General features: G+C 39.0%; 16 protein-coding genes and 1 pseudogene. 7 read left to right on the top strand and 10 right to left on the bottom strand.

What is annotated here, in order from left to right; genetic code table 11:
• The 6 genes from P20652_RS17350 to ilvG all read right to left on the bottom strand — a co-directional run.
• A partial coding sequence (locus tag P20652_RS17350; protein ID WP_033017035.1) for a methyltransferase occupies positions 1-909 on the bottom strand: 909 nt, incomplete at its 3' end.
• A 61-nt stretch (positions 910-970) separates the two neighbouring features.
• The gene (locus tag P20652_RS15090; protein ID WP_008166139.1) at positions 971-1,888 is read right to left on the bottom strand and encodes an ABC transporter substrate-binding protein; all 918 of its coding nucleotides are present in this window, start codon (positions 1,886-1,888) and stop codon (positions 971-973) included.
• 213 nt (positions 1,889-2,101) lie between these two features.
• Complete coding sequence (ilvA, locus tag P20652_RS15095) at positions 2,102-3,655, bottom strand: threonine ammonia-lyase, biosynthetic (RefSeq protein ID WP_008166137.1); 1,554 nt, start codon at positions 3,653-3,655, stop codon at positions 2,102-2,104.
• 2 nt (positions 3,656-3,657) lie between these two features.
• A complete protein-coding gene (gene ilvD, locus P20652_RS15100; RefSeq protein ID WP_033017037.1) occupies positions 3,658-5,514 on the bottom strand; it encodes a dihydroxy-acid dehydratase in 1,857 nt (618 codons plus the stop codon).
• A gap of 103 nt (positions 5,515-5,617) precedes the next feature.
• Positions 5,618-5,863 (bottom strand): acetolactate synthase 2 small subunit, encoded by a 246-nt coding sequence (gene ilvM, locus P20652_RS15105; protein WP_008166135.1) that lies wholly within the window; start codon positions 5,861-5,863, stop codon positions 5,618-5,620.
• Positions 5,860-7,509 carry an acetolactate synthase 2 catalytic subunit gene (gene ilvG / locus P20652_RS15110; protein ID WP_008166134.1) on the bottom strand — a complete coding sequence of 550 codons (1,650 nt, stop codon included), beginning with the start codon at positions 7,507-7,509 and terminating at the stop codon, positions 5,860-5,862. Before ilvG ends, ilvM begins: the two co-directional genes overlap by 4 nt.
• Positions 7,510-8,152: 643 nt before the next feature.
• Here ilvG and P20652_RS15115 point away from each other — a divergent pair.
• From P20652_RS15115 to P20652_RS15145, 7 genes are all read left to right on the top strand, one after another.
• Positions 8,153-9,733 (top strand): phosphoethanolamine transferase, encoded by a 1,581-nt coding sequence (locus tag P20652_RS15115; protein WP_008166132.1) that lies wholly within the window; start codon positions 8,153-8,155, stop codon positions 9,731-9,733.
• The gene (locus P20652_RS15120) at positions 9,730-10,101 is read left to right on the top strand and encodes a diacylglycerol kinase (RefSeq protein WP_008166130.1); all 372 of its coding nucleotides are present in this window, start codon (positions 9,730-9,732) and stop codon (positions 10,099-10,101) included. Before P20652_RS15115 ends, P20652_RS15120 begins: the two co-directional genes overlap by 4 nt.
• Positions 10,092-12,038, top strand: coding sequence for an LTA synthase family protein (locus P20652_RS15125; RefSeq protein ID WP_008166129.1), 1,947 nt, complete (start codon positions 10,092-10,094; stop codon positions 12,036-12,038). The genes P20652_RS15120 and P20652_RS15125 overlap by 10 nt, the downstream gene beginning before the upstream one ends.
• A gap of 63 nt (positions 12,039-12,101) precedes the next feature.
• Positions 12,102-12,776 (top strand): response regulator transcription factor, encoded by a 675-nt coding sequence (locus tag P20652_RS15130; RefSeq protein WP_008166128.1) that lies wholly within the window; start codon positions 12,102-12,104, stop codon positions 12,774-12,776.
• On the top strand, positions 12,757-14,193 hold the full coding sequence (locus P20652_RS15135) for a HAMP domain-containing sensor histidine kinase (RefSeq protein ID WP_008166127.1): 1,437 nt from the start codon (positions 12,757-12,759) through the stop codon (positions 14,191-14,193). Before P20652_RS15130 ends, P20652_RS15135 begins: the two co-directional genes overlap by 20 nt.
• Before the next feature lie 50 nt (positions 14,194-14,243).
• A complete protein-coding gene (locus P20652_RS15140; protein WP_008166125.1) occupies positions 14,244-15,122 on the top strand; it encodes a TraB/GumN family protein in 879 nt (292 codons plus the stop codon).
• 70 nt (positions 15,123-15,192) lie between these two features.
• Entirely contained in the window at positions 15,193-15,384 is a 192-nt protein-coding gene (locus tag P20652_RS15145) for a hypothetical protein (protein WP_008166123.1), read from the top strand.
• Here P20652_RS15145 and P20652_RS15150 read toward each other — a convergent pair.
• From P20652_RS15150 to P20652_RS15165, 4 genes and pseudogenes are all read right to left on the bottom strand, one after another.
• Positions 15,374-16,786, bottom strand: a complete 1,413-nt coding sequence (locus P20652_RS15150; RefSeq protein ID WP_008166121.1) for an ATP-binding cassette domain-containing protein — start codon at positions 16,784-16,786, stop codon at positions 15,374-15,376. The two genes, P20652_RS15145 and P20652_RS15150, sit on opposite strands and share 11 nt — an antisense overlap.
• Positions 16,787-17,226: 440 nt before the next feature.
• A complete protein-coding gene (locus tag P20652_RS15155) occupies positions 17,227-18,951 on the bottom strand; it encodes a response regulator (protein WP_008166119.1) in 1,725 nt (574 codons plus the stop codon).
• 123 nt (positions 18,952-19,074) lie between these two features.
• Positions 19,075-21,409: pseudogene (locus P20652_RS15160) on the bottom strand (fatty acid cis/trans isomerase).
• A complete protein-coding gene (locus tag P20652_RS15165) occupies positions 21,406-21,768 on the bottom strand; it encodes a hypothetical protein (protein WP_008166114.1) in 363 nt (120 codons plus the stop codon). Before P20652_RS15165 ends, P20652_RS15160 begins: the two are co-directional and overlap by 4 nt.
• Positions 21,769-22,366 lie beyond the last annotated feature (598 nt).

The raw sequence follows: 22,366 nt of genomic DNA, 5'->3' as shown, positions 1-22,366 counted from the left end.
TGATTTAAACGAATCTGAGAATATAGCTTTATTAACTGAAGGTACGCTTACGTAATATTGCTCGCCAGTAATCGACTTTCTAAGTGCGTCAAAACCAAGGCGCCATTCTAGTTCTGTTTTACGTACTTTTTCCAGACGAGAAGGCGCTGTAACGGTTTCTTGCAAGGCGAGCTTTAAATCGCGGTGCGTTAAATTAAGGTCACTTTTTTTTGCTTCATCACTCATTGCACGGTAATCATTAGCCGTAAATAAATGATAGCAACAAGGTGAAAAGCTAATTTTTTTCACTTTAGCCGCGCAGGCTTGATGCATAAATGCTTGATGTAACCCACCACATGCATGTAATGCAACAGCGTGAATATTCGCGTTAAAAAAATCACTCGTATCATCAGTAAGCACGTCTACTTGACTAAAGCGCATTGCCAAACCTTGCTGCAGAGCACTTTGCTCGCCTTGTTTACATAAGCTTGATTGCAACTCAATACTATGCACTTCACTTGCGCCATTAAAAGCAAGCATTCGTCCTAAATGGCCTTTACCTGCGCACCACTCTAAAACGGGTAGCGTGCTATTTGGTAAAGCAGACACAAAGTCTTTTAACTGTTCAAACTTACGACCTTTAATGCCATTACTTATCCAAAATGGATAATCAGCTCGAGAGAGTTCAGCGCTTGGTAACTCGCATAGCTTAGCAAGTTCATTAAGTTGGTTTATGTGTTGGCTAAAAAATTGATATAGTTGATTTTGATCGTTATCAAGAGCGGTTACCTGATCATCAGTTAGCACGCTAAGTATACCTTGCAGCTCTGGCCAAGGAATAGTGTCAAAATCAAATGCGGTGCACTGCCAATACTGACGATGGCGCATTAAAAGTGAATCAAGTGCAAAAAATTGCTCGGCTAAAGTCATAACAGCTTAAAAAATAAAAAGACGATTAATTATATCAGCTCCGCGAGCTCTCACTAAGTAGTTATTTTTTGCTGAAAATCAATCGTAAATACAAGGGGATTGAAAAAATACTTACTAAAATAGCTGCTATGATCATCCACGATAATTGCATTTTTTCGGGCTCTTGGTATTTATAAATAAAATGAGATTTCACTTCGTCAAATTCATTTTGCTGTATACCATATAAGTCAGCAATTAAGCGCCACTTTGCCACCGACATATGCCCTAAACCTGTAGTAGGTTGCGTTATATAATCTTTTAATACTTCGGCCTCAAAGGCGAGTTGGTGAAAACTTTTACTCGGCGCATATTTTTGTTGCGTAACTGCAATGGCTTCATCCATATTCATCATTGCATAGCGCCACCCTTTTAAGCTCGCTTGATAAAACTTTTCGACTGTTTGCGGATTTTTTTTAAGCATGCTTTCGTTGGTAAATAAAATATCCGCGTATACATCCATACCGTATCGCTGCGGACAAATAAGCCTATGGGCTATTCCTTGTTGGGTCATATAATAAGGCTCAGTGGTAACATATACTTGCATAGCATCAAACTTATTTTCAATCCATGCTTGGCTAACGTCCTCACCTTTATAAATCTTGAGCTTATCAACATTAACAGCACTGCGTTTGAGCATAACAAGTAATTCGGTATTTTCTTTTTTGCTTACGCTTGTGATACGTTTATTAACAAAATCTCTTGGATGAAAAATATCTGAAGTGTCTTTTACCATCCAGCAGTAAGGTGAAAATTGCAAGATAGCTGCCATAGCAACAAACGGTTGACCATTGACTCGTTGCTGTAAAATCCCCGAATGACCTACACCAAATTGCGCTTCGCCGCTGACAACAGAACCAAAGGTATCAGGTTTCATTGGATTAGCTTGTTTTATGGTTACATCGAGGCCTACTTCATCATAAAAGCCTTTTTGCTTTGCCATATAATAACCAGCAAACTGAAATTGATGTGTCCATTTTAACTGTAATGTGACTGATTCCTGCGCCTTAATAAGGCTACAAAAAAACACAAGGCAATAACTAATCCTTTAAGTACCAATGAGGTTTCCTCAAAAAATATTATAATTACCTGTAACTATATGTAAAAAGAGAGATAAAGCAAGCACCTAGTTAGGTGCCTGTCTTTTGAAAAGGGATTATACTGAGGCGAGTGTTTCTATGTCTTTGGTTTGCGCTTTTGATGTCAAAAATTGGGCGAAACACGGGTTTTGAGTTTCATCTTGAACACTGTACCCCAAGCGATTTAAGTGCTCGTTAAACATCTCATATTGGCTTGGTTCAATTGCAAAACCAGCCAGCACATTGCCCATCGAGCCACCGAGATTACGATAATGAAACAAAGTAATGTTCCAATTGTTACCTAAAGTATCTAAAAAGCGTGCAAGTGCACCTGGATATTCAGGAAATTCAAAACGCAGTAAACGTTCGTGTAATTGCTCTGGCGCTTTTCCGCCGACCATATAACGCACATGCAATTTAGCGAGTTCGTTATCTGATAAGTCACAAAACTGATAATCGTTATTGGTTAAATCTTGCTTTAATTCATTAAGCTCTTGCTCGCCTTGGCGCAATGCAATACCTACAAATATTTGCGCTTCACCTGGTCCTGCATATCGGTAGTTAAACTCTGTAATAGAACGACCACCTAAAGAAGCACAAAACTGTTTAAAACTGCCTTTTTCTTCTTTAATCGTAACCGCTAATAACGCTTCGTTTTTTTCACCAAGCGCTGTACGCTCTGCTACATAACGCAGACGATCAAAGTTTAAATTAGCTCCCGATAAAATAGACGCTAAGTGCAACCCTTTTAACCCAGACTGCTTACTCCACTTTTTAAGACCAGCTGTTGCAAGTGCTCCTGAAGGTTCTGCAATTGCTCGCGTAGACACAAAAATATCCTGCATTGCCGCACATATTTCATCGCTAGTTACTGTTACAACTTCATCGCAGAATTTTTGTGCTAAGCGGAATGTTTCTGTACCAATGATTTTAACAGCGACCCCATCTGCAAAACTGCCAACGCGATCAAGCTCTACCGGCTTACCGGCTTCAAGTGCTGCTTGCAGGCACGCACTTTCGTCTGCCTCGACACCTATTACCTTGATATCAGGACGAAGAGATTTAATATAAACTGCCATACCAGCAAGTAAGCCACCGCCGCCAACAGGAATAAACACAGCATCGAGTTGATTTAATTGCTGCATTAACTCACGTGCTACAGTGCCTTGACCAACAATGACGTCAGGGTCATCAAACGGTGGAACAAATATACCGTTACGCTGTTGTGTTAGCTCAAGCGCATAGGCTTTCGCGGCATCAAACTGCTCACCATGCAAGACCACTTCCCCGCCTAGTGCACGCACCGCGCTGACCTTTATCTCAGGTGTTGTCACTGGCATTACAATCGTCGCTTTGTGGCCTAGGTGAGATGCACTTAAAGCAACACCTTGAGCATGATTACCCGCAGAAGCCGTAATAACCACTGAACCTTTAGGTAATTTATTTAATTTATTATACGCACCGCGTAATTTAAATGAATACACAGGCTGTTGGTCTTCACGCTTTAACCAAACATGATTACCTAGCTTTTTACTGAGTTCAGCCATTTCGCTAACCTCAGTCACTTTAGCCAAAGGCTCCATGTTTGCTTGAATAATAGCGCGAAAATAATCGAGCTCTTGAGAGACCATAATTAACTAAGCGCCTCCAATTTAGCTAAATCGCGCACAGCGCCTTTATCGGCACTCGTTGCAAGTAATGCATATGCTTTTAGCGCAGACGATACGTAACGTTCACGATCGACTGGTTTATAAGCAAGCTTTCCGCGCGCTAATTGCTTTTGTTTACGCGCTTCAAGCTCTTCATCGCTCAGTGCTAATGTGATTTCACGTGTTGCGATATCAATAATGATTTTGTCGCCATTTTCAACATAGGCAATTGCACCACCACTTGCCGCTTCTGGCGATACATGGCCAATTGATAAACCCGAAGTACCACCTGAAAAGCGACCATCTGTAATAAGGGCACACTTTTCAGCTAAGCCTTTTGATTTTAAGTAACTCGTTGGATAAAGCATTTCTTGCATACCTGGACCGCCTTTTGGTCCTTCATAACGAATAACAACGACGTCGCCGGCTTTTACTTCGTCGTTTAAAATACCTTCAACTGAATCGTCTTGTGATTCGTACACGACTGCAGTGCCTTCAAAATGCAGCATTTCGTCAACAACGCCTGCACTTTTTACAACACAACCATCAACGGCTAGATTACCCGATAGTACCGCTAAGCCACCATCTTGGCGAAAAGCGTGTTCAACACTGCGAATACAACCATTAACGCGGTCATTATCGCCTTCATCCCAACGACACTCTTGACTCATTGCTTTAGTGGTGCGAATACCCGCAGGACCCGCACGATAAAATTTACGCGCTACTTCGTTCGCTGGGTCGGTCGCATCCCATTTTTTAACAAGTTCAGCCATTGTTGTACCCGCAACATGATTAACTGACATATCAACTAAACCTGCTTTACCAAGCTCACGCACAATTGCCATCATGCCACCAGCGCGGTGTACATCTTCAATATGGTACTCTGGTGTGGCTGGTGCTACTTTACATAAAAAAGGTGTTTTACGAGAAAGCGCATCAATGTGCGACATATCAAAATCAACACCGGCTTCTTGCGCCGCTGCGAGTAAATGTAATACGGTATTTGACGAGCCACCCATTGCAATATCAACAACCATCGCATTCATAAAGGCTGTTTTGTTAGCAATAGCGCGTGGCAATACATCTTGATTATCTTTTTGATAATACTCACGACATAAATCAACGATACGGGCACCCGCTTCAACATACAGTCGTTTACGGTCTTTGTGAGTAGCAAGCGTTGTGCCGTTACCAGGCAGCGCTAAACCTATTGCCTCTAACAAACAGTTCATTGAGTTTGCCGTAAACATGCCTGAACACGAACCACAAGTAGGACAAGCAGAACGTTCAACTTGTTCTGAATCTGCATCACTTACCGACTCATCTGCGCCTTTAACCATGGCATCGACTAAATCAAGTTTAATATCGATGTTAGCAAGCTTGGTTTTACCCGCTTCCATTGGGCCGCCCGATACAAATATTACCGGAATGTTTAAACGTAGTGCTGCAAGCATCATTCCTGGGGTGATTTTGTCGCAGTTTGAAATACAAATCATCGCATCGGCGCAGTGACCATTTACCATGTATTCAACCGAGTCAGCAATTAAATCACGCGAAGGGAGCGAATAAAGCATACCGCCGTGCCCCATTGCAATACCATCATCAATCGCAATGGTATTAAATTCTTTTGGAACGCCACCCGCTTGGGTTATTGTCTCACCCATAAGCTCACTAAGCTGATTAAGGTGTACATGACCTGGTACAAATTGAGTAAACGAGTTAACTACGGCAATAATCGGTTTACCAAAATCAGAGTCTGTCATACCTGTTGCGCGCCATAATGCACGAGCGCCTGCGCGTTTACGCCCTTCAGTTGTTGTTGCACTTCTTAATTTAGCCATAGTTACCTCTGTTTTTGCCGCAATGTAAGCGGGCATTCCTCATTCTAAAATTGGTGAGCAACCGAGTGACTCAGTTACTCGTAAATTATTTATTAATTCGTAATTACACAGCTTGTTGTTGATGTAAACTTTGTAAAGTAACTTCTTTAACATCCACCAGCTTGTTCAACTGACTTGTTAGTAGGTGAATAGGTTTATCACTATCTACCGTCATAGCCACGTTGTATTGACCATCATCCATATTGAGCTGAAAATGCGTTAAGTCAAAACCACGGTGACGCACTACACGTAAAAAACGCTCTACCGCTATACTTTGGCTCTTTAATGCAATAGTTAGGCTGTGTTTCATTGTGCTTTCTCCGTAATCATTTCGTCATTTGCAGCCCCAGGTGGTACTAGTGGCCATACGTTTGCTTTATCATCAATGCAGGCGTGAACAATATACGGCCCTTTACTATTAACTAATGCAGTTATTGCATCATCAACCTGATTGGCATGTGTAACTGTTTGCCCTGGAATACCAAATACGGCGGCTAATTGTACAAAGTCAGGGTTATCCGAAAGATCTGTTTCAGAGTAACGACCTTCAAAAAATAGCTCTTGCCATTGGCGAACCATACCTAAGCGTTGATTATCTAAAATTAATATCTTTACGGGTAAATTATTACGACGAATAGTGGCCAATTCTTGAATGTTCATCATGATTGAGCCATCGCCCGATACAGTTATGACAAAATCATCAGGTCGCGCTACTTGTGCGCCAATGGCTGCTGGTAAGCCAAAACCCATTGTGCCTGCGCCACCACTGCTTAAATGATTGGTAGGATGGCTAAATTTCATATGCTGCGCTACCCACATTTGGTGCTGACCAACATCACAACACACTACACCTGTTTTTGGCATGCGCTCGCTTAGCTGATTCAGTAAATAAGGTGCATACACTTTTTCACCGGGATAATCATAGCGCCATGCGTGTTTAGCTATCATTTTTTTGTTAACGTCGCACCATACTTTGGGCGTTACAAAACACTCTAATGCTGGTAACGATGTTTTCAAATCAGCAATTAATGAAGCTTTAGCAGGCTTTCGCTTGCCTACTTCCGCAGCATCAATATCTAAATGGATTACTTTAGCTTTTGCTGCAAATTTTGCTAAGTTACCCGTTACACGGTCATCAAAGCGTGCGCCAATACACACTAATACATCGCACTCTTGCACTGCGATATTAGCGGCTTGGCCACCATGCATACCTAACATACCTAAGTAATGTTCGTACTCTGGTAACACACTGCCTAATGCTTTAAGTGTTGCTACTGCTGGCATTTGTGTTTTATTTAAAAACTGCATTAACTCGTCTTGTGCATCAGCGGCTTGAACACCACCACCAACATAAGCGACTGGCTGTTTAGCTTCACTTAATAATTTATTAGCAATAGCGACTTGGTTTAGATCAAGTTCAGGTAAATACTCATCAGCTGCAAGCCAAGGTTTAAAAGGTACTTGGGCCATTTGAATGTCTTTTGGGATATCGACAAGTACAGGACCAGGACGGCCGCTTTGCGCTAAATGCATGGCTTCTTGCAATATCTCAGCTAAGTCTTCAGCTCGCTCCACCATGTAGCTATGTTTAGTACATGAAAGCGACATACCTAATATATCAATTTCTTGAAACGCATCAGAGCCAATAGCAGCGGTAGGTACTTGTCCTGTAATCGCAAGTAACGGTACTGAGTCCATCATTGCATCAGCAAGTGAGGTGATTAAATTAGTAGCTCCCGGTCCTGATGTTGCAAAACACACGCCTAACTTTCCAGTACTACGTGCAAAACCTACGGCAGCAAACCCCGCACCTTGTTCGTGACGAGCGAGGTAATGCTTGATCGACGAATCATAAAGCGCATCGTAAATTGGCATAATGGCTCCACCTGGGTAACCAAATACATCTTTTACGCCATGTTTACTTAATAAGTCGATTGTTAATTCTGCACCTGTCATTAATAAAACCCTCATTCCTCAGTGACAACCCAATTACATATTTACGCTTGAAACTTTTAGACTTAAAACTAAAAAGCCCTCCGAACGGTTAAGTGCGGAGGGCTCTTTAATGCTTAAGTTTTTAAAGCACTACAAAGCCCTCGCGGGAATAATCACCACGATAATAATCAGGACTAGGTTTAGTGCGTTTGTAAGCATGTAATTAATACCAAATTTTATTCAATTGCTGCGAAAGTTATTCCTTCGCTCTCTTTCTATATTAGTACCGCGCTAGAGCCTTTAAGTCAACATCAAAGTTAATCTAACAAAAAGACTAAAAGGCAATTTATCAGGTTTTAAAATTCACTAAATAAACTAAAAGTAGTTTTTTTATGCTCTAATTTTATTCTCAGAAATTCACTATCCTCATATCCCTTATTTAAGGTTTGATTAATTTTTAAGAATATTTTTATAAATAAAATTATTTATCATCTTCAGGTAATACGTAGCTTCTCTTAAGCTGCTCTTAAGTATTATGGCATAGCATGGTGTTGTTATTTAAAACGAGCCTAAATATGAACGTACTTAGCCAAATATCAGCAAAAAAAAGCCAAATCGTAGTAAACGGTTTTACATTCACTGTAGTGCAAATGCCTTTGTAGTGATGATTGCCTGTTATTACTGCTTAGTTATAAACATTCCTTTTATTCAAGGCTCGTTTAGCGCCATCACCTCTCTTGCGTCTTTTTCGTGGCTGTTTTTACTTTCAGTCCCGCTACTTCTTTTATGTTTACTTATTATCTTTTTTTCGATTGTGTCAGTTAGATGGTTACTAAAGCCTATTAACTACCTTTTACTAATAATTTCTAGCGCCGTGCTTTACGGCACTTTAAATTACGGCGTGGTGTTTGACTACTCTATGATTCAAAACACGTTCGAAACGGATTCAAGCGAAGCGCTGAGTTATTTAAACCCGCAGCTCATAGGCTTTTTACTGCTGTTTTGTGCACTACCTGTTTTTATATTAAGTAAAGTAAAAATACACTTTACTCGCCCTCATCAAGAAGCGATTAGCCGTATAAAACTTATTGTAGCGTGCTGTGCGTTAATCGCTTTAGTGGTCGTAAACTTTTACGCCGACTACGCAGCTACTGGCCGTAATAACCGTATTTTGAAAAAAGAACTCATCCCATTTCAGTATCTCTCTAGCGGTTATAAATACATGCGCGATCAACTGCTGTATACCAATATGGAATTTAAAAATATAGATGCAACACCCACTCTCATTGCGCCCAATACCACCAGCGTAACAGTTATGGTTGTTGGCGAAACCGCACGAGCAGAAAACTTTGCCTATCAAGGTTATAAGCGCAACACCAACCCTTATACACAAAAGCATAATGTTACGTATTTTAATAATGTGGCGTCTTGTGGCACCGCTACGGCTGTGTCTGTGCCGTGTATGTTTTCACTGCAAACACAAGATAACTTTGATCGATTAGCAGCCGACAACCAACAAAACCTGATTGATTTAGCACAACAAGCTGGCAGCGACGTACTGTGGGTTGATAACAACAGCGGCTGTAAAAACGTATGCACCCGTGTTGTTAATATTGATATCCCAACCACTGCATCAGCGCTTTGCGATGGAAAATATTGTTTTGATGAAACACTTCTTGCTCCACTTAAACGCAAACTCGCTAATTTAAGCCAAGCTAATACCGTTATCGTCCTACATATGATGGGTTCACACGGACCCACCTACTTTAAACGCTACCCAGATAAGTTTAAGCAATTTACGCCTACGTGCGACAGAAGCGACATTCAAAACTGCTCACTCGATGAATTAGTTAATACTTACGACAACACAATTGCGTACAGCGACTTTGTTAATGCCCAAGTAATTGAGCAATTAAAAGCACTGCCAAACAACATAGATAAGCAGTTTTTATATGTCTCTGATCATGGTGAATCACTTGGCGAAGCCGGTGCTTACTTACATGGTTTTCCGTATAGCTTTGCACCTAGCACACAAACGCATGTCCCCCTTTATATGTGGGCTAATGAGCATAATCAGCGCATTACCAATACCTGCTTAGCTAATTTAGATACCAGTGCAGCACGTTCACACAACACTATTTTTCACACCCTTTTAAATTTAATTGGCATTAAAAGCAAAACGTATCAGGCATCCCTTGACTTACTTGCTAGCTGCCAAACAACACCAAGCGAAATAAAACTATGAGTAATAAAACCGTTATAAAACGCCAAGGCTTAATGCGCCTTATTTTCACCTTAAGTCATTCTTTTAACGGCTTAAAATGGATGAGTCGATTTGAAGCGGCGTTTCAACAAGAGTTAGCTCTGTTTTCAGTGCTTGGTGTGTTTGTGTGGCTACAAGAAATTGCACTAAGCAATAAATTATTACTTATAGCGAGTCTACTTTTTGTATTGTTTGCTGAACTAGTAAATACGGCAGTTGAGGTTGTAGTTGATAGAATTGGCAGTGAATACCATGAGCTTTCAGGGCTCGCTAAAGATATTGCCTCTGCAAGCGTGTTTATAGCTATGCTAATTGCCGCACTTATTTGGTGGGCTGTGTTATGGGCATAAAGCTAACTTTTATACCTAAAATACAAAATGCACTTGGCCCTGTATGGATTTTTGTTGTATTTGCTGTTTTGGCACTTAGCTTTTTAACACTTGCTCGCTTTGGTTTAAGTGTATGGCAAGGCGAACGTGTCTTTGGATCGCATGCGTGGTTATCTATATTTATAGGTGGGTTAAGAGTAGATATAGCCACTCTAAGCTACATTATTATGCCCGCATTACTACTTACTTTACTGATGCAAAGCATAGGCTGGCAAAATAAAATACGTGGCCTCATTAAATTTTATTTAGTGGGGATATCTGCTTTACTTGTTTTTTTTGAAGTGATTACGCCTACGTTTATAAACGAGTACGATTTACGCCCTAACCGCTTATTCATAGAATATTTAATTTACCCTGAAGAAGTCTCAAAAATGATTTTTTCAGGCTATAAGTTAGAGCTACTTATTGCTTTTATAGCACTTGCTTTAAGCTGTAAATTTGCAAGTAAAGTATTTAGCAATCAATGGCAAAGCAAGTCATCACTAACAGGCTTAAATCAATCAATTTTAGCGCTCGTTTTAGTATGCTTAACTATTTTGGGCGCGCGTAACTCATTAGGGCACAGACCACTTAATCCCGCCATGGTCTCGTTCTCTACTGATCATTTACTTAACGACTTAACCCTTAACTCACTTTATAGCGTCGCGTTTGCAGTAAAGCAACTCTCTAATGAGCAATCGAGCCAAGACTATTACGGTAAAATGCCCACCGATGAATTGCTTAGTATTGTGCGCAGTAATATGCAAAATACGCAAGGCACATTTAGTGATGTAACCGCCCCTACAAAAACGTTTCATGAAGCAAGTAATACAGGTAAACCAAAAAACCTAGTCATTATTTTACAAGAAAGTTTAGGCGCTCGTTACGTAGGAACGCTTGGCGGTTTACCGCTTACACCTAATATAGACGCCCTTTATAAACAAGGCTGGGGGTTTGATAATTTATACGCCACGGGTACACGCTCGGTGCGTGGAATTGAGGCGGTAATTACAGGATTTACACCAACGCCTTCGCGTGCAGTTGTTAAGCTTGATAAATCACAACGTGACTTTTTTACCATTGCTGATTTTTTAGCGAAGCAAAATTACAACACGCAGTTTATTTATGGTGGCGAAAGCCATTTTGATAACATGCGAAGCTTCTTTTTAGGCAACGGTTTTAAAAGTATCGTAGATACAAATAATTTTAAAAAAATAGACTTTAATGGCTCATGGGGCGCATCAGACGAAGACTTGTACGACCAAGCCGACATTGAACTTACTAAGCTTAAAAAACAAAACAAACCCTTTTTTAGCCTTATATTTTCAAGCTCTAATCATAGCCCGTATGACTTTCCTGACGATAAAATAACACTGTACGATAAACAAAAACAAACCCGTAATAATGCTGCAAAGTATGCCGATTACGCACTAGGCACGTTTATCGAAAAAGCTAAAAAATCGAGCTACTGGGACGATACCGTGTTTATAGTTATTGCCGATCACGACTCGCGCGTATCGGGTTCGAATTTAGTACCGGTTGATCACTTTAAAATTCCGGCCGTTATTTTTGGTAAAGGCATTACCCATAAACGAGATAGCCAACTAGCCAGCCAGCTCGATATTCCTGTTACTCTACTGTCTTTAATTGGCGCAAGTGGTAAGCACCCTATGATAGGTCATGATTTATCAAAGCCAATTAGCGCCAACAAACAACGCGCAATGATGCAATACGACAAAAACTTTGCCTACATGCACGATAATAAAGTGGTGGTGTTACAACCACAAAAAGCAGCAACCACCTATACGTATAGCAATAACCAGCTTGTACCATGCGAAAACGATGAGCAACTAGTTAAAAAAGCCCTAGCCCACGCGAACTTAGGTAATCTAGCTTATACAAATGGTTGGTACCATTAACAAAGTGACTTGATAATAAAGCCTTGTTAAAGTATCAAGGCTATTTTTATAAACCGAGTAAACATGAAAATCCTCGTTATTGAAGACTCTGAAGCACTAAGACGCAGCTTGCAAGTTGGCCTTAGCAACCTTGGTTTTACCGTAGATGAAACAGGTGATGGCTCAGAAGGGTTGAGCATGGCACTGAGTGGAAACTACGACCTCCTTGTACTTGATTTAATGCTACCGAGTGTTGATGGCATGAGTATTTTACAAGCACTGCGCAGCAGTAATAGCCAAAGTCGTGTGCTAATTTTATCTGCACGAAGTGAGCCTCAAGATAAAATTAGCGGCCTTATGAAAGGCGCTGACGATTATTTAACTAAGCCATTTTCGTTTGAAGAAATCCATGCTCGCGTCCTTGCATTACTTCGTCGTGGTTCACTGCAAAACCAACAAAACACCCTTACCGTAGGTGATTGCGTATTAGATCTCTCGCTTAAAACTCTTCATTACAAGCAACACGCCATTGAGCTCACGCGTAATGAATACAAAATAATAGAATGCTTATTTAACGCCCCAGAGCGAGTATTGGGGCTTGAGCTTATAAGTGAAGCGGTGGTAGGTCAGTTTGATATGCTCTCTAAAAATGCGCTTGAAGCACACATATCAACCATACGTAAAAAAGTAAGACAGTTTGATGGCGAGCTCCCGATAAAAAATAAACGTGGATTTGGTTATGTCGCAACAACAAAATAAAAATCACTCAATAAAACGTAAACTCGTTAATAATATTAGCGCTGTGATCTCAGTTATTTTATTCACCATATTTTTAACCGTTGATTTAAGTGTTGATACTTGGGTGGAAGATCAGTTCAATCAGTCTTTAACTAATAAAGCTAACTACTTAAAAACCTTAGTTGAAGATGACAACAACGTGGTTGAATTTGATTTTGCTGGCGAGTTTATGTCGGAGTATGAAGCAGCCGATGCCACGGAGTTTTACCAGTTATGGCATGGCCGTGATGTGTTTGAGCGCTCGGACTCATTAGCGCTTTATGAAAATGCTAACCTGCCTTTTTTAGAAATGCCGATAAACGAATCTAAAATTATAGATTACGAGCTTCCTAACGGGCGTGATGGCCGCGCACTTATAAGTCACTTTGTAGTCCAAAAAGATGATAGAAACCCTACTCACTCAGCTGTTTTTAATACCATGACTCTTGCAATTGCAGCGCCCACCTCCGAACTTAATAAAGTACTGATTATTATTGATGTGGTCTTTATTTTAACCTGTGTGCTTGGTGTGTTTGGTGTGCGCTATTTAGTGACACGTATTGTAAATAAAGGCCTGCACCCGCTACACAATTTAAACGACCAAATTAAGTTACTCGATATTACCGGTGTTGCGCAAACAATAGAAAGCGACTTTAAAGTAGAAGAAATAGAACCTATACGTAACGAGCTAAATAAGTTTATTACCGTTAATCAGCAACTCTATAGTAATGAAAAACGCCTAACAAGCGACATTGCACACGAGTTAAAAACCCCAATAGCTGAACTCATAAGCCTTTCAGAGGTGGCTATTCGCTACCCAGACGATAAACGTATTAGCGACACCTATACCAGTGATGTGCTTAGTATTTCACAGCGTATGAAAACGATTGTTAACAACCTCTTATTATTGCAGCGCTCAAGTAGTAGTACTATGCAATTGAATGCAAAAAATATCATTTTAAATAACTTAGTAAATCAAATTATTGATGAGCTGACCTTTAAACACCCAAGTATTAAAGCGCGTTTAAATAACGAGATAACTGACGAGTTTACACTTAATGCTGACGAATTTAGTTTAAATACCATTTTGTGTAACTTAATCGATAACGCACTATTTTATGGACTTCCTGAGGCGCCAATTAAATTAACTGCCGTAAATAACAGCACAAACATGACCATCTCTGTTAGTAACAAAATAAATAAACCACTAAGTAGTGAACAGCTAACTACTATTTTTGACCCACTCTATCAGCTAGATTCATCTAGAACTAATAATCAGCGCCATGGTTTAGGATTATCAATTGTACAGAGTTTATGTAACTTAAATGGCTTTACCATTACGGCCAGTAATACCGAAAGCAATACGTTAACGTTTATATTAACGTTACCTCTGAAGTAAATTTAGGTTAGTATTTACATTACTGATTTTTGAGATTTTAAGGACAAACAATGAATGCTCTTACTCGTGTTAGCCACTTTTTTATTGTGGCATTACTTATAACGTTTAGCCTTAACAGCTATGCTGCTCCTGCCTTATATAAAATAGAAAAAAATGGCGTTAGCTCTTACTTATTTGGCACCGTACACGTTGGTGATGCCAGCATGAAAGGCTTACCTAAAAATGTAACCGATGCAATTAGTGCAAGCAAAGAAGTGATTGTTGAAGTGGATATAAGCAAACTTACTCCACTTGAAATGCAACAGCGTTCTATGCCATTAATGATGCTAAAAAATGGCAAAACATTACAAACAGAATTATCAAAACAAAACTACAAAAAGCTAAAAGATTACTTTGCTAAAAAGTCGATTGATATTGCTATGTTTAATGGCTTAAAGCCTTGGGCTGTTATGGTGACTATGATGCAAATTGAATTTCAAAATGCAGGATATTCAGATAAAACCGGCATAGACAAGCAAGTACTTGCTTACGCTAAAGAACATAAAATAAAAATTGGTGAGCTTGAAACTCTAGAGCAACAACTGCAAATGTTTGATGGCATGGCGCTATTAAGCAATGAAATGATTGAAGAAACCTTTGAGCAACTCAGCGATATTAATACTTACTTTATCAAATTAGTTAATGCCTGGAAAAACGGGGATATGGACACACTAACCGATTACTACAACATGAGTTTTGATGACAGTAATTACGGTGAAATTAGCGAGCAAGTAATGCTAACTAACCGCAATAATAATTGGGTTAAACAACTCACACCGCGTTTAGCAAACGAGCAGCTATTTATTGCTGTAGGCGCTCTGCATTTACCTGAAAAACACGGGTTACTTAAACAACTTCGAGATAAAGGCTTTAGCGTTACTCGTCTTTAAAATAAAAATGGCCCCAATAGAGCTTACGTAAACAAACTCGCTAAGTAAGCTCATAATGTTTAGGTAAATTATGAAACGTTTTCAATTTGAGATTTTATTTTTTCTCACGATGCTTTTTATCAATGGAGTATATTACTACCAAGAGGGGTACTTTAAACCAAGTGGTGGGTTAATCCTTGCCTCTATTTTTATTGCGATTGAAATTGTTATTTACTTAATAGAAAGTATTAATAAAAAATATAAAAAACGAACTAACAACTAAAGTCTTCCATTTTTAAGTAGTTCTCTATTCCTTTAATTTTGTCTGCCGCATGATGATTTACATAAATCACAGTACTTGTATTGGCAGCACAAATTTTCTCTATTAGTAGCAGTACACGCTGCCTGTTTGCTTCATCTAAGCCTAAGCAAGGTTCATCTAAAATAAGTAACGTTGGATGTTTAACCATAGCCCGCACAATTAATAACATACGCTGATCGCCGTACGATAGCTGGGTGAATGAGGTGTTTTTTTTATCACTTAAACCAATAAATGCCAGCCACTGTTGAGCAATATTAATTTGTGCGTCGCTCGGTTTTTGATATAAACCTATACTGTCGTAAAATCCTGAAATAACAGTATTTAAAGCCGATATACTTACCCGGTAATCCATATGTAGCGCGTTAGATATAAAACCAATATGCTGTTTTATATCCCAAATACTCTCCCCTGTTCCACGTTTGAAACCGAACGCTTTAATGTCATTGTTATAACACTGTGGGTTATCACCTGTTATTAAATTTAATAGGCATGTTTTACCTGAACCGTTCGCTCCACTAAGTTGCCAGTGCTGATGCTTTTTTATAGTCCAATTGAGATTTTTGAATATGCTTACATCACTGTAACTAACTTTAGCATTACTCAATTTAACTAAGGTATTACCGGTGAATGCCTTTTGCTCTTGTTCGGTATCAGGAGATGGCACATCCAATGAGGTATGCTCTAAATGAAGTAGTTTTAGTAAGTCACTTAATTGCTCACTGTCTGGCTTTGCTAAAGTATGTAACAAGCAGCCTTGGTTTACATAACCATAGTGAGTAATGAATGAAGGGATTTCGTCTAGGCGGTTTAGTACAAAAACAAAAGTAATAGTTTGGCTAAGTTCTATGAGTATTTTATTAAGCTGCTGGCAAGATTGTACGTCGAGTCCATGAAATGGCTCATCAAGCACGACTAACTCACTATGGGAGCTGAGTGCTTTTATAAGTAGGAGTTTACGAGTTTCACCGGTTGAAAGGTCTCTAAAATGCCTATTTAGTAATGAGCTAAATTTAAATAATTCTATTAGCTGCGCTAATAACTCATCATTATTACTATGCCCTGTAAAAATAAGGTCTTTAACGAGGGAGTGCTTTTCATGCTCTAATTCTTGAGCTAGTAACTGTTTATGCGAATCTGAAGACACGAGCATAAGCTTATTAATACTACTTATACGCTGACCACTTTCGCACTTAGCCTCACCGATTAACGCAGCTGTCAGAGCAGATTTACCAGCTCCATTAGCACCTAAAAGTAACCAATGTTCTCCTAGGTTTACTTGCCAATCTAGGTTGCATATATCGTAACGGCTTTTACCTTGCCCTTGTAAGTAACCATTAAATTGCTCAAGCGTAATTGACTGCACTAATTTTTCCTAATAAACCTTAAAACAGCAAGTTAACGTATATTAAAAGTGCTTAGCAAGCTTGTTATCTGCAAAATTAATTTATTTCACTAGGGCGTATTGATCTTTGTGGATTGAAATTTGTTCAATCCAAGGAAGATTAAATCGCGGCGCGAGGTTTGTAACCTAGTGGGCTCGATAACTGCTCCTGCGTTATTCTAATGGCTTACATCCATGTAAGAATAAGTCAAAACCGAGTAAAGCTTCCGCGTCCTGCTCACGCCCCTTACCTACATCCATGTAGGCAACAAAGAGTTAATCGTCCCTAGAAAGAACCCAATGGGCAGCGCATGTTTGGTATTTATGCTGCGTTATCGCCTATTTATGGGGAATAACCACACTACATAGGCTCTGCCTTGCCTAAAAATCAAATAGTCTGCTGCAAATTCAACTACCAAAGATCAACACGCCCTAACAACGCCAATACTATTTAATGCGTCTTTAATTGCTTGCTGACTTATTGGCTTATGAATATGGAGGTTAGCTCCGTATTCATAAACTCGCTCTATATCATTTTGTGAGGTATTGGCTGTTATAACAATAATTGGCATTACTTTATTAAGATCGGAACGTATTCTTTTAATAGCCTCAAACCCATCCATTACTGGCATGTTTAGATCCATAAAAACAATATCGTACTGACTTTCACTCACCATATCACACGCGACTTTACCATTTTCAGCACAATCATAGCTTAAACCTAATAAACTAAGTATGCGGGTTAATAACATGGTGTTTAATGGGTTATCTTCAACGACTAAACACGTTAGCTTGTCGTTTACTTTAAGAGGTGTTGGGAGGGGTTTACTTATTGTCACTGGTAAATACAAAGACACCAAAGCACCATGAGTTTTATTATTTGTAAAAGTAATTTCACCATGCAGTGCTTTTACAACGTATTGAACCCGGGTTAAGCCTGTTCTTAATCCTTGAAAATGGTTTGTTTGTTTCAATAAGTCAAATTCAAGCTCAGTAATCTCTTTCGAAAAACCACAGCCAGTATCACTCACCGTTAAATAAAATTCATCATTTAAAAGTTTTGCAGAGACAGTAATTTCACCTTTTTGTGTAAACTTAATTGCATTACTAATTAACTCCGTAAGTGTGCGCTGCAAACGTTGATGATCTAATTTACATACACAATTTAATGATTCATCTAAATAACTAACTAGTTTCAGACCTTTTTGCTGACAAGCATGCTCGTAAGCCATTAGTACTTTATTACACGACTCTAAAAGGTTTTCATCATTAAAATACGGTACCCACTTACCTGTACTTAAAGCCTGTAGGTCTTGTAATTCATCTAATATGGCTATTAACCTAAGCGCGCAATAATTAGCTTGAGTTTTAACACTTTGCTGCGCATCAGAAACCTCTAGCTCCTCAATAGACGTAATAAGACCCTGTAAAGGTGTTCTAAATTCGTGACTTGCTCTGGCAATAAAATGCTCTTTATTTTGACTCACCTGTTGAGCAAACTCTTTTTGTTTTTGGTATTTAGACAATGCGTTACCTATTTCTTTTTCCATTGGCATAAATACAAACCTTAACTCTACAAATAGTAAAAGCATCGCCATAAGCCAAAATAATAATTCAAGGTTAGATACCCAGTTCAACTTTTGGACAGCTTGATCTTCAAATAAATTCACTGCATGATTTAGTTGCTTTAATAGCTCTTCAACCTCCGTTAAAGAGAATATACGCTTATCTACTTTGCCTTGTTGATAAAGCAAATTTTCCGCTTGCTGGATGTATGTTGCAACTTGGGAATTTAGTTTATGAGGAGCTAACGTATATAGCTTAATAAGCTTAGGTGTAAGGTATTGATACTCTCCATTACCATTTTTTGAAAGTAAGTAATTATGAGTTTTTTTGAATGATACCACTGACGCTTTTAACGCTTGAGTATGCTCAGAAATATTTGTTGCTGATAATAACTCATTACTATGCCAAGCTATTTTTTGAGAAAGCATTCTCTGCTTACCAGCCATATTTATTATTTTTGCGTCGTATTTTTGCACCGAAAAAAAATACTGCATAAGTGATGCTGATGTGCTTATTAATAGTGCTATTGCTATTAATGCCCACCGGTAACGAGTACGTATATTCGCGACAACTTTAAACATACTAAGCCCTGTTTTTGTTTTAAGTGTAGCTCAATTTTTTAGAACTAATAAGCAGCTTAAATAATGATTATTAAATAAAAAAGCCCAACTAAAAAGCTGGGCTAATAAAATAAAACTATTTAACTACCTATTTTCTAAACGGTTATAATCGAACATCCCGTATTCAATACCACGGTATTCTTTAGCTGTAGCGTGTAAAATATCGCTGTATTGCCAAAATTGTGGATGAGTACGTCGAATACCAAACTTAGATTTCAAAGCGCGATAATCAGCTTCTATTTGCATCATTGGTAATTGATCAGCAAAAGCATTTACTTGTTGCTCGTTATTTAAATACCAAATTGCTGCTGGATAATCTCCGATAAACCCGGGAACAATAGTCGCGGTATCCTCGTCATAAGCACGTTGACCATCTTCATTTAATAAACTAGAAATATTGTAGTGTGCATTATGGTGAATAATAGTGTAGCCCTTATGGCTATTATCTTCTTGCTTTACAAGTACAAAAGAAAGCTGAGGTAACAAGTTAACTGCTTTTGCTGGCATATTACTAACTGCATTTAACGGCTTTGGTACTTCAGTATAATTGTATCTTTCACTTAAAACTGGCGCTAAGGCTTCTTTTATCAAGGTATATAACTCATGCTGTGGGTCATCAGTTTTATAGTTAATACCACTGGGCTGGCTAAATTCTCTGTTACTTTTAAAGAACTGAGATAGGTCAGGTGGTGAATTACGATACCACTGCTTTTTAATTTGATTACGCTTATGCTCAGGTAATAAAGCTAAAAAGTTTTGCTCTCCCTCTAAACGTAAGAAATCCATGTATAAACGTGTAACCAATTGATGACCTATATTTCCGTATACATCAAAGCCTGCAACAAGCAAATAGTGAATACGTTCAAATAACGCATAATCAAGTATCCACATGGTTTTAGGCTCTTGACCGATAAAGCCTTTAACAACAGTTGCACTGTCAAAGTGGCGGAAAATAGTCAGGGCCGCACTTTTATTATTCCCATCACCTTTCCAGAGCAAGTCAGTTGTAAGATGCTCGCCACCTTTAAACATTTCGTTAGCAAGCGCAACTTTCGCCTGTAAATATTTTTTCTCACGAACTGAATATTTAACCCAGCTAGAAATGGGTAAGGCATTACTTTCCTCAGCAGCAGGAAGCTCTAATGCGTCTTCATGTTGCATTAGCATTTCCTCCACAGCAGGAGTCGCTACCTTATTAGGATCAGCAAATGCCACCCAAAAATGATCGTTTATAACATTTAAAGCAATTTGCCCGCGGCAAACAGGTCCTTTTATATAGCCCATAATAATTAACTCTGCTTCATCAAGCATGAATTGATATTTAGAATTAATAGGAATGACTTCAAACGTTTTAAATGGGTTCGATGCCGACTCAGGTTCATAACTCGGCATTTGCGTAACAGTATAATCTGGCGCAATAAACTGCTCATACAAACGCAGTAATTTAGCTTCATTAAGCTCAAGTGGTAAATGTGTTTTAGAAAGTATAGTTGTACGTTCTTGCATAAAGCGGTAATAAACACGACTAACTTTAGGATCATCATAAGGACGACGTGTATTAATTAACTTTATTTTTTCACCCGGAGGCGTACTTGAGCGAACTAGTTTAAAAAAGCTTTGTGGGTTCTCTGAAGTAAAATAAATATGTGCTAAAAACCAATGTTCATAAATATAACGTGCTGATAACTGATACTTTAAATTGTCTTGATTTAAAAAGGCCTCCCAGCCCTTTATTTTATTCTGATCATATTTACTTGGTGGCTCAATATGTGACATTTTACCGCCACCTTTAAGCCAGTTTTGTAAGTGATTAAACTCTTCACGCGAAACCCCTGGTAACCCGTAAGGCATACCGCCATGAGGTTGCTCGTCAGCTAACTGGTCAAACTCCCCCATTGTTGCACAGGTTTGCGAGCGCCCTAATGAAAAATCAAATTCATCATCTAGCACTTCATTAGTTGGTAATTCATAGCTTTGCTTTAACACCAAACTATTAAATAAAACACTGCCCGCTAAATTCGCTTCTTCACTTTGCACGCGTTCATTTAGCACTGGCGTAAAGTTTTTTTCTCGCCATTGCTGTGTATTGGTTGCATCAAATAATAAACGGCTTGGGGTCGTTGCCAATAAACGAGTTCCATCGTAGACAAGCTCTTTACTCTGACCTCGATCAATACCTTCAGGAGATGAGAGCTTAAGCTGGCAAGGAGCGTCATAACAACCATGGCAAACGACGCAGCGGGTATCGAGTACAGGTTTTACGTTTTGTAAAAAAATCAGCGCCAGCAAGAGTCGAATGTGAAACGATACGCTCTTGCGCTTGCTCAGGGCCAAATAAATCATCGTAATGAGCATTACCTAAGTATGCACAACCACTAAGGATAATTAATACAAACGTACTTATTATTATTTTTTTCATTCGTCCTCATCACCTAAATCAAATGTGGGCATCATATCCATTTGTGGTGAAACGAATGTTTTTTGAGCTTCAGTATTTAAAACAATACTTAAAAGAGGACCATGCGTTAACGTTATCTGCGCATCATGCTCCTGATCTAATATATTTAAATACAAAGGGTCAGTTATAAGCAACTCATAACCGCTAACAGTAATAGCTACACTGCTATCTTCACTCGGATTTTGGCAAATTTGAGCAAGTAACTCATCATCAAGTCCAATTGATATTTCAAAATCGGGCTGCTCTAAATCTCTATCACTTAATGACTCATCTAATAGAAATAAAGGGAGGGTTAAATTGCTATCTTGTTCAAATTCCATTGCGTTCTCTGCACTTTCTGATGATTTAATTGGCGATTATTATAACAAACTAGCGAGTAAATTAACGCTAAAGCTAATGTAAATAAAGTAAGTAAAGAGTCATACAATTTTTACTCCAAACGTTCAAACGTTATCTATAGCAGATTAAATCACCTAAGACCCAACTTTAATGGTCAAAAACCATACTACCATTGATTAGAGACGCTCCTTCGAGCTGTTTTATTTGATGTATTGGAATACAAATGCCGTAGAGCACAGAGAGTGAAATAGCGCCCACAGCGGTGGAGAGCCACAGTGAAATGCTACACTATTATCGGTTCGGGCTTTGTTTCACTACCTAGCTCTGCATGGGCTCTTGGCTATTTATTAAATCCTAGACAGCAAAAAACTCGTCACATTGCTGTAACGGGTTTCTTTAATTTGAAGCCTGGTAATGTCGTAGTGCCCACAGCGGTAGAAAGTCACGTAGCAAATGCTACTTTATTGGCCGACTGGGGTATTGAGGGTTTTTGTTGTGATCTTAGCGTCGGGAGTCGCTAAGCTCGCCCGCCCTAGGTGGTGGGTGTTGCTGTGAGTGGATGTTAATTGCGCGCATTTC

The sequence above is a fragment of the Pseudoalteromonas sp. BSi20652 genome (assembly GCF_000239855.1).
GTDB lineage: Bacteria > Pseudomonadota > Gammaproteobacteria > Enterobacterales > Alteromonadaceae > Pseudoalteromonas.
Note: the sequence above shows the minus strand (reverse complement) of the source record. Positions and strands in the feature narration are given on the sequence as shown.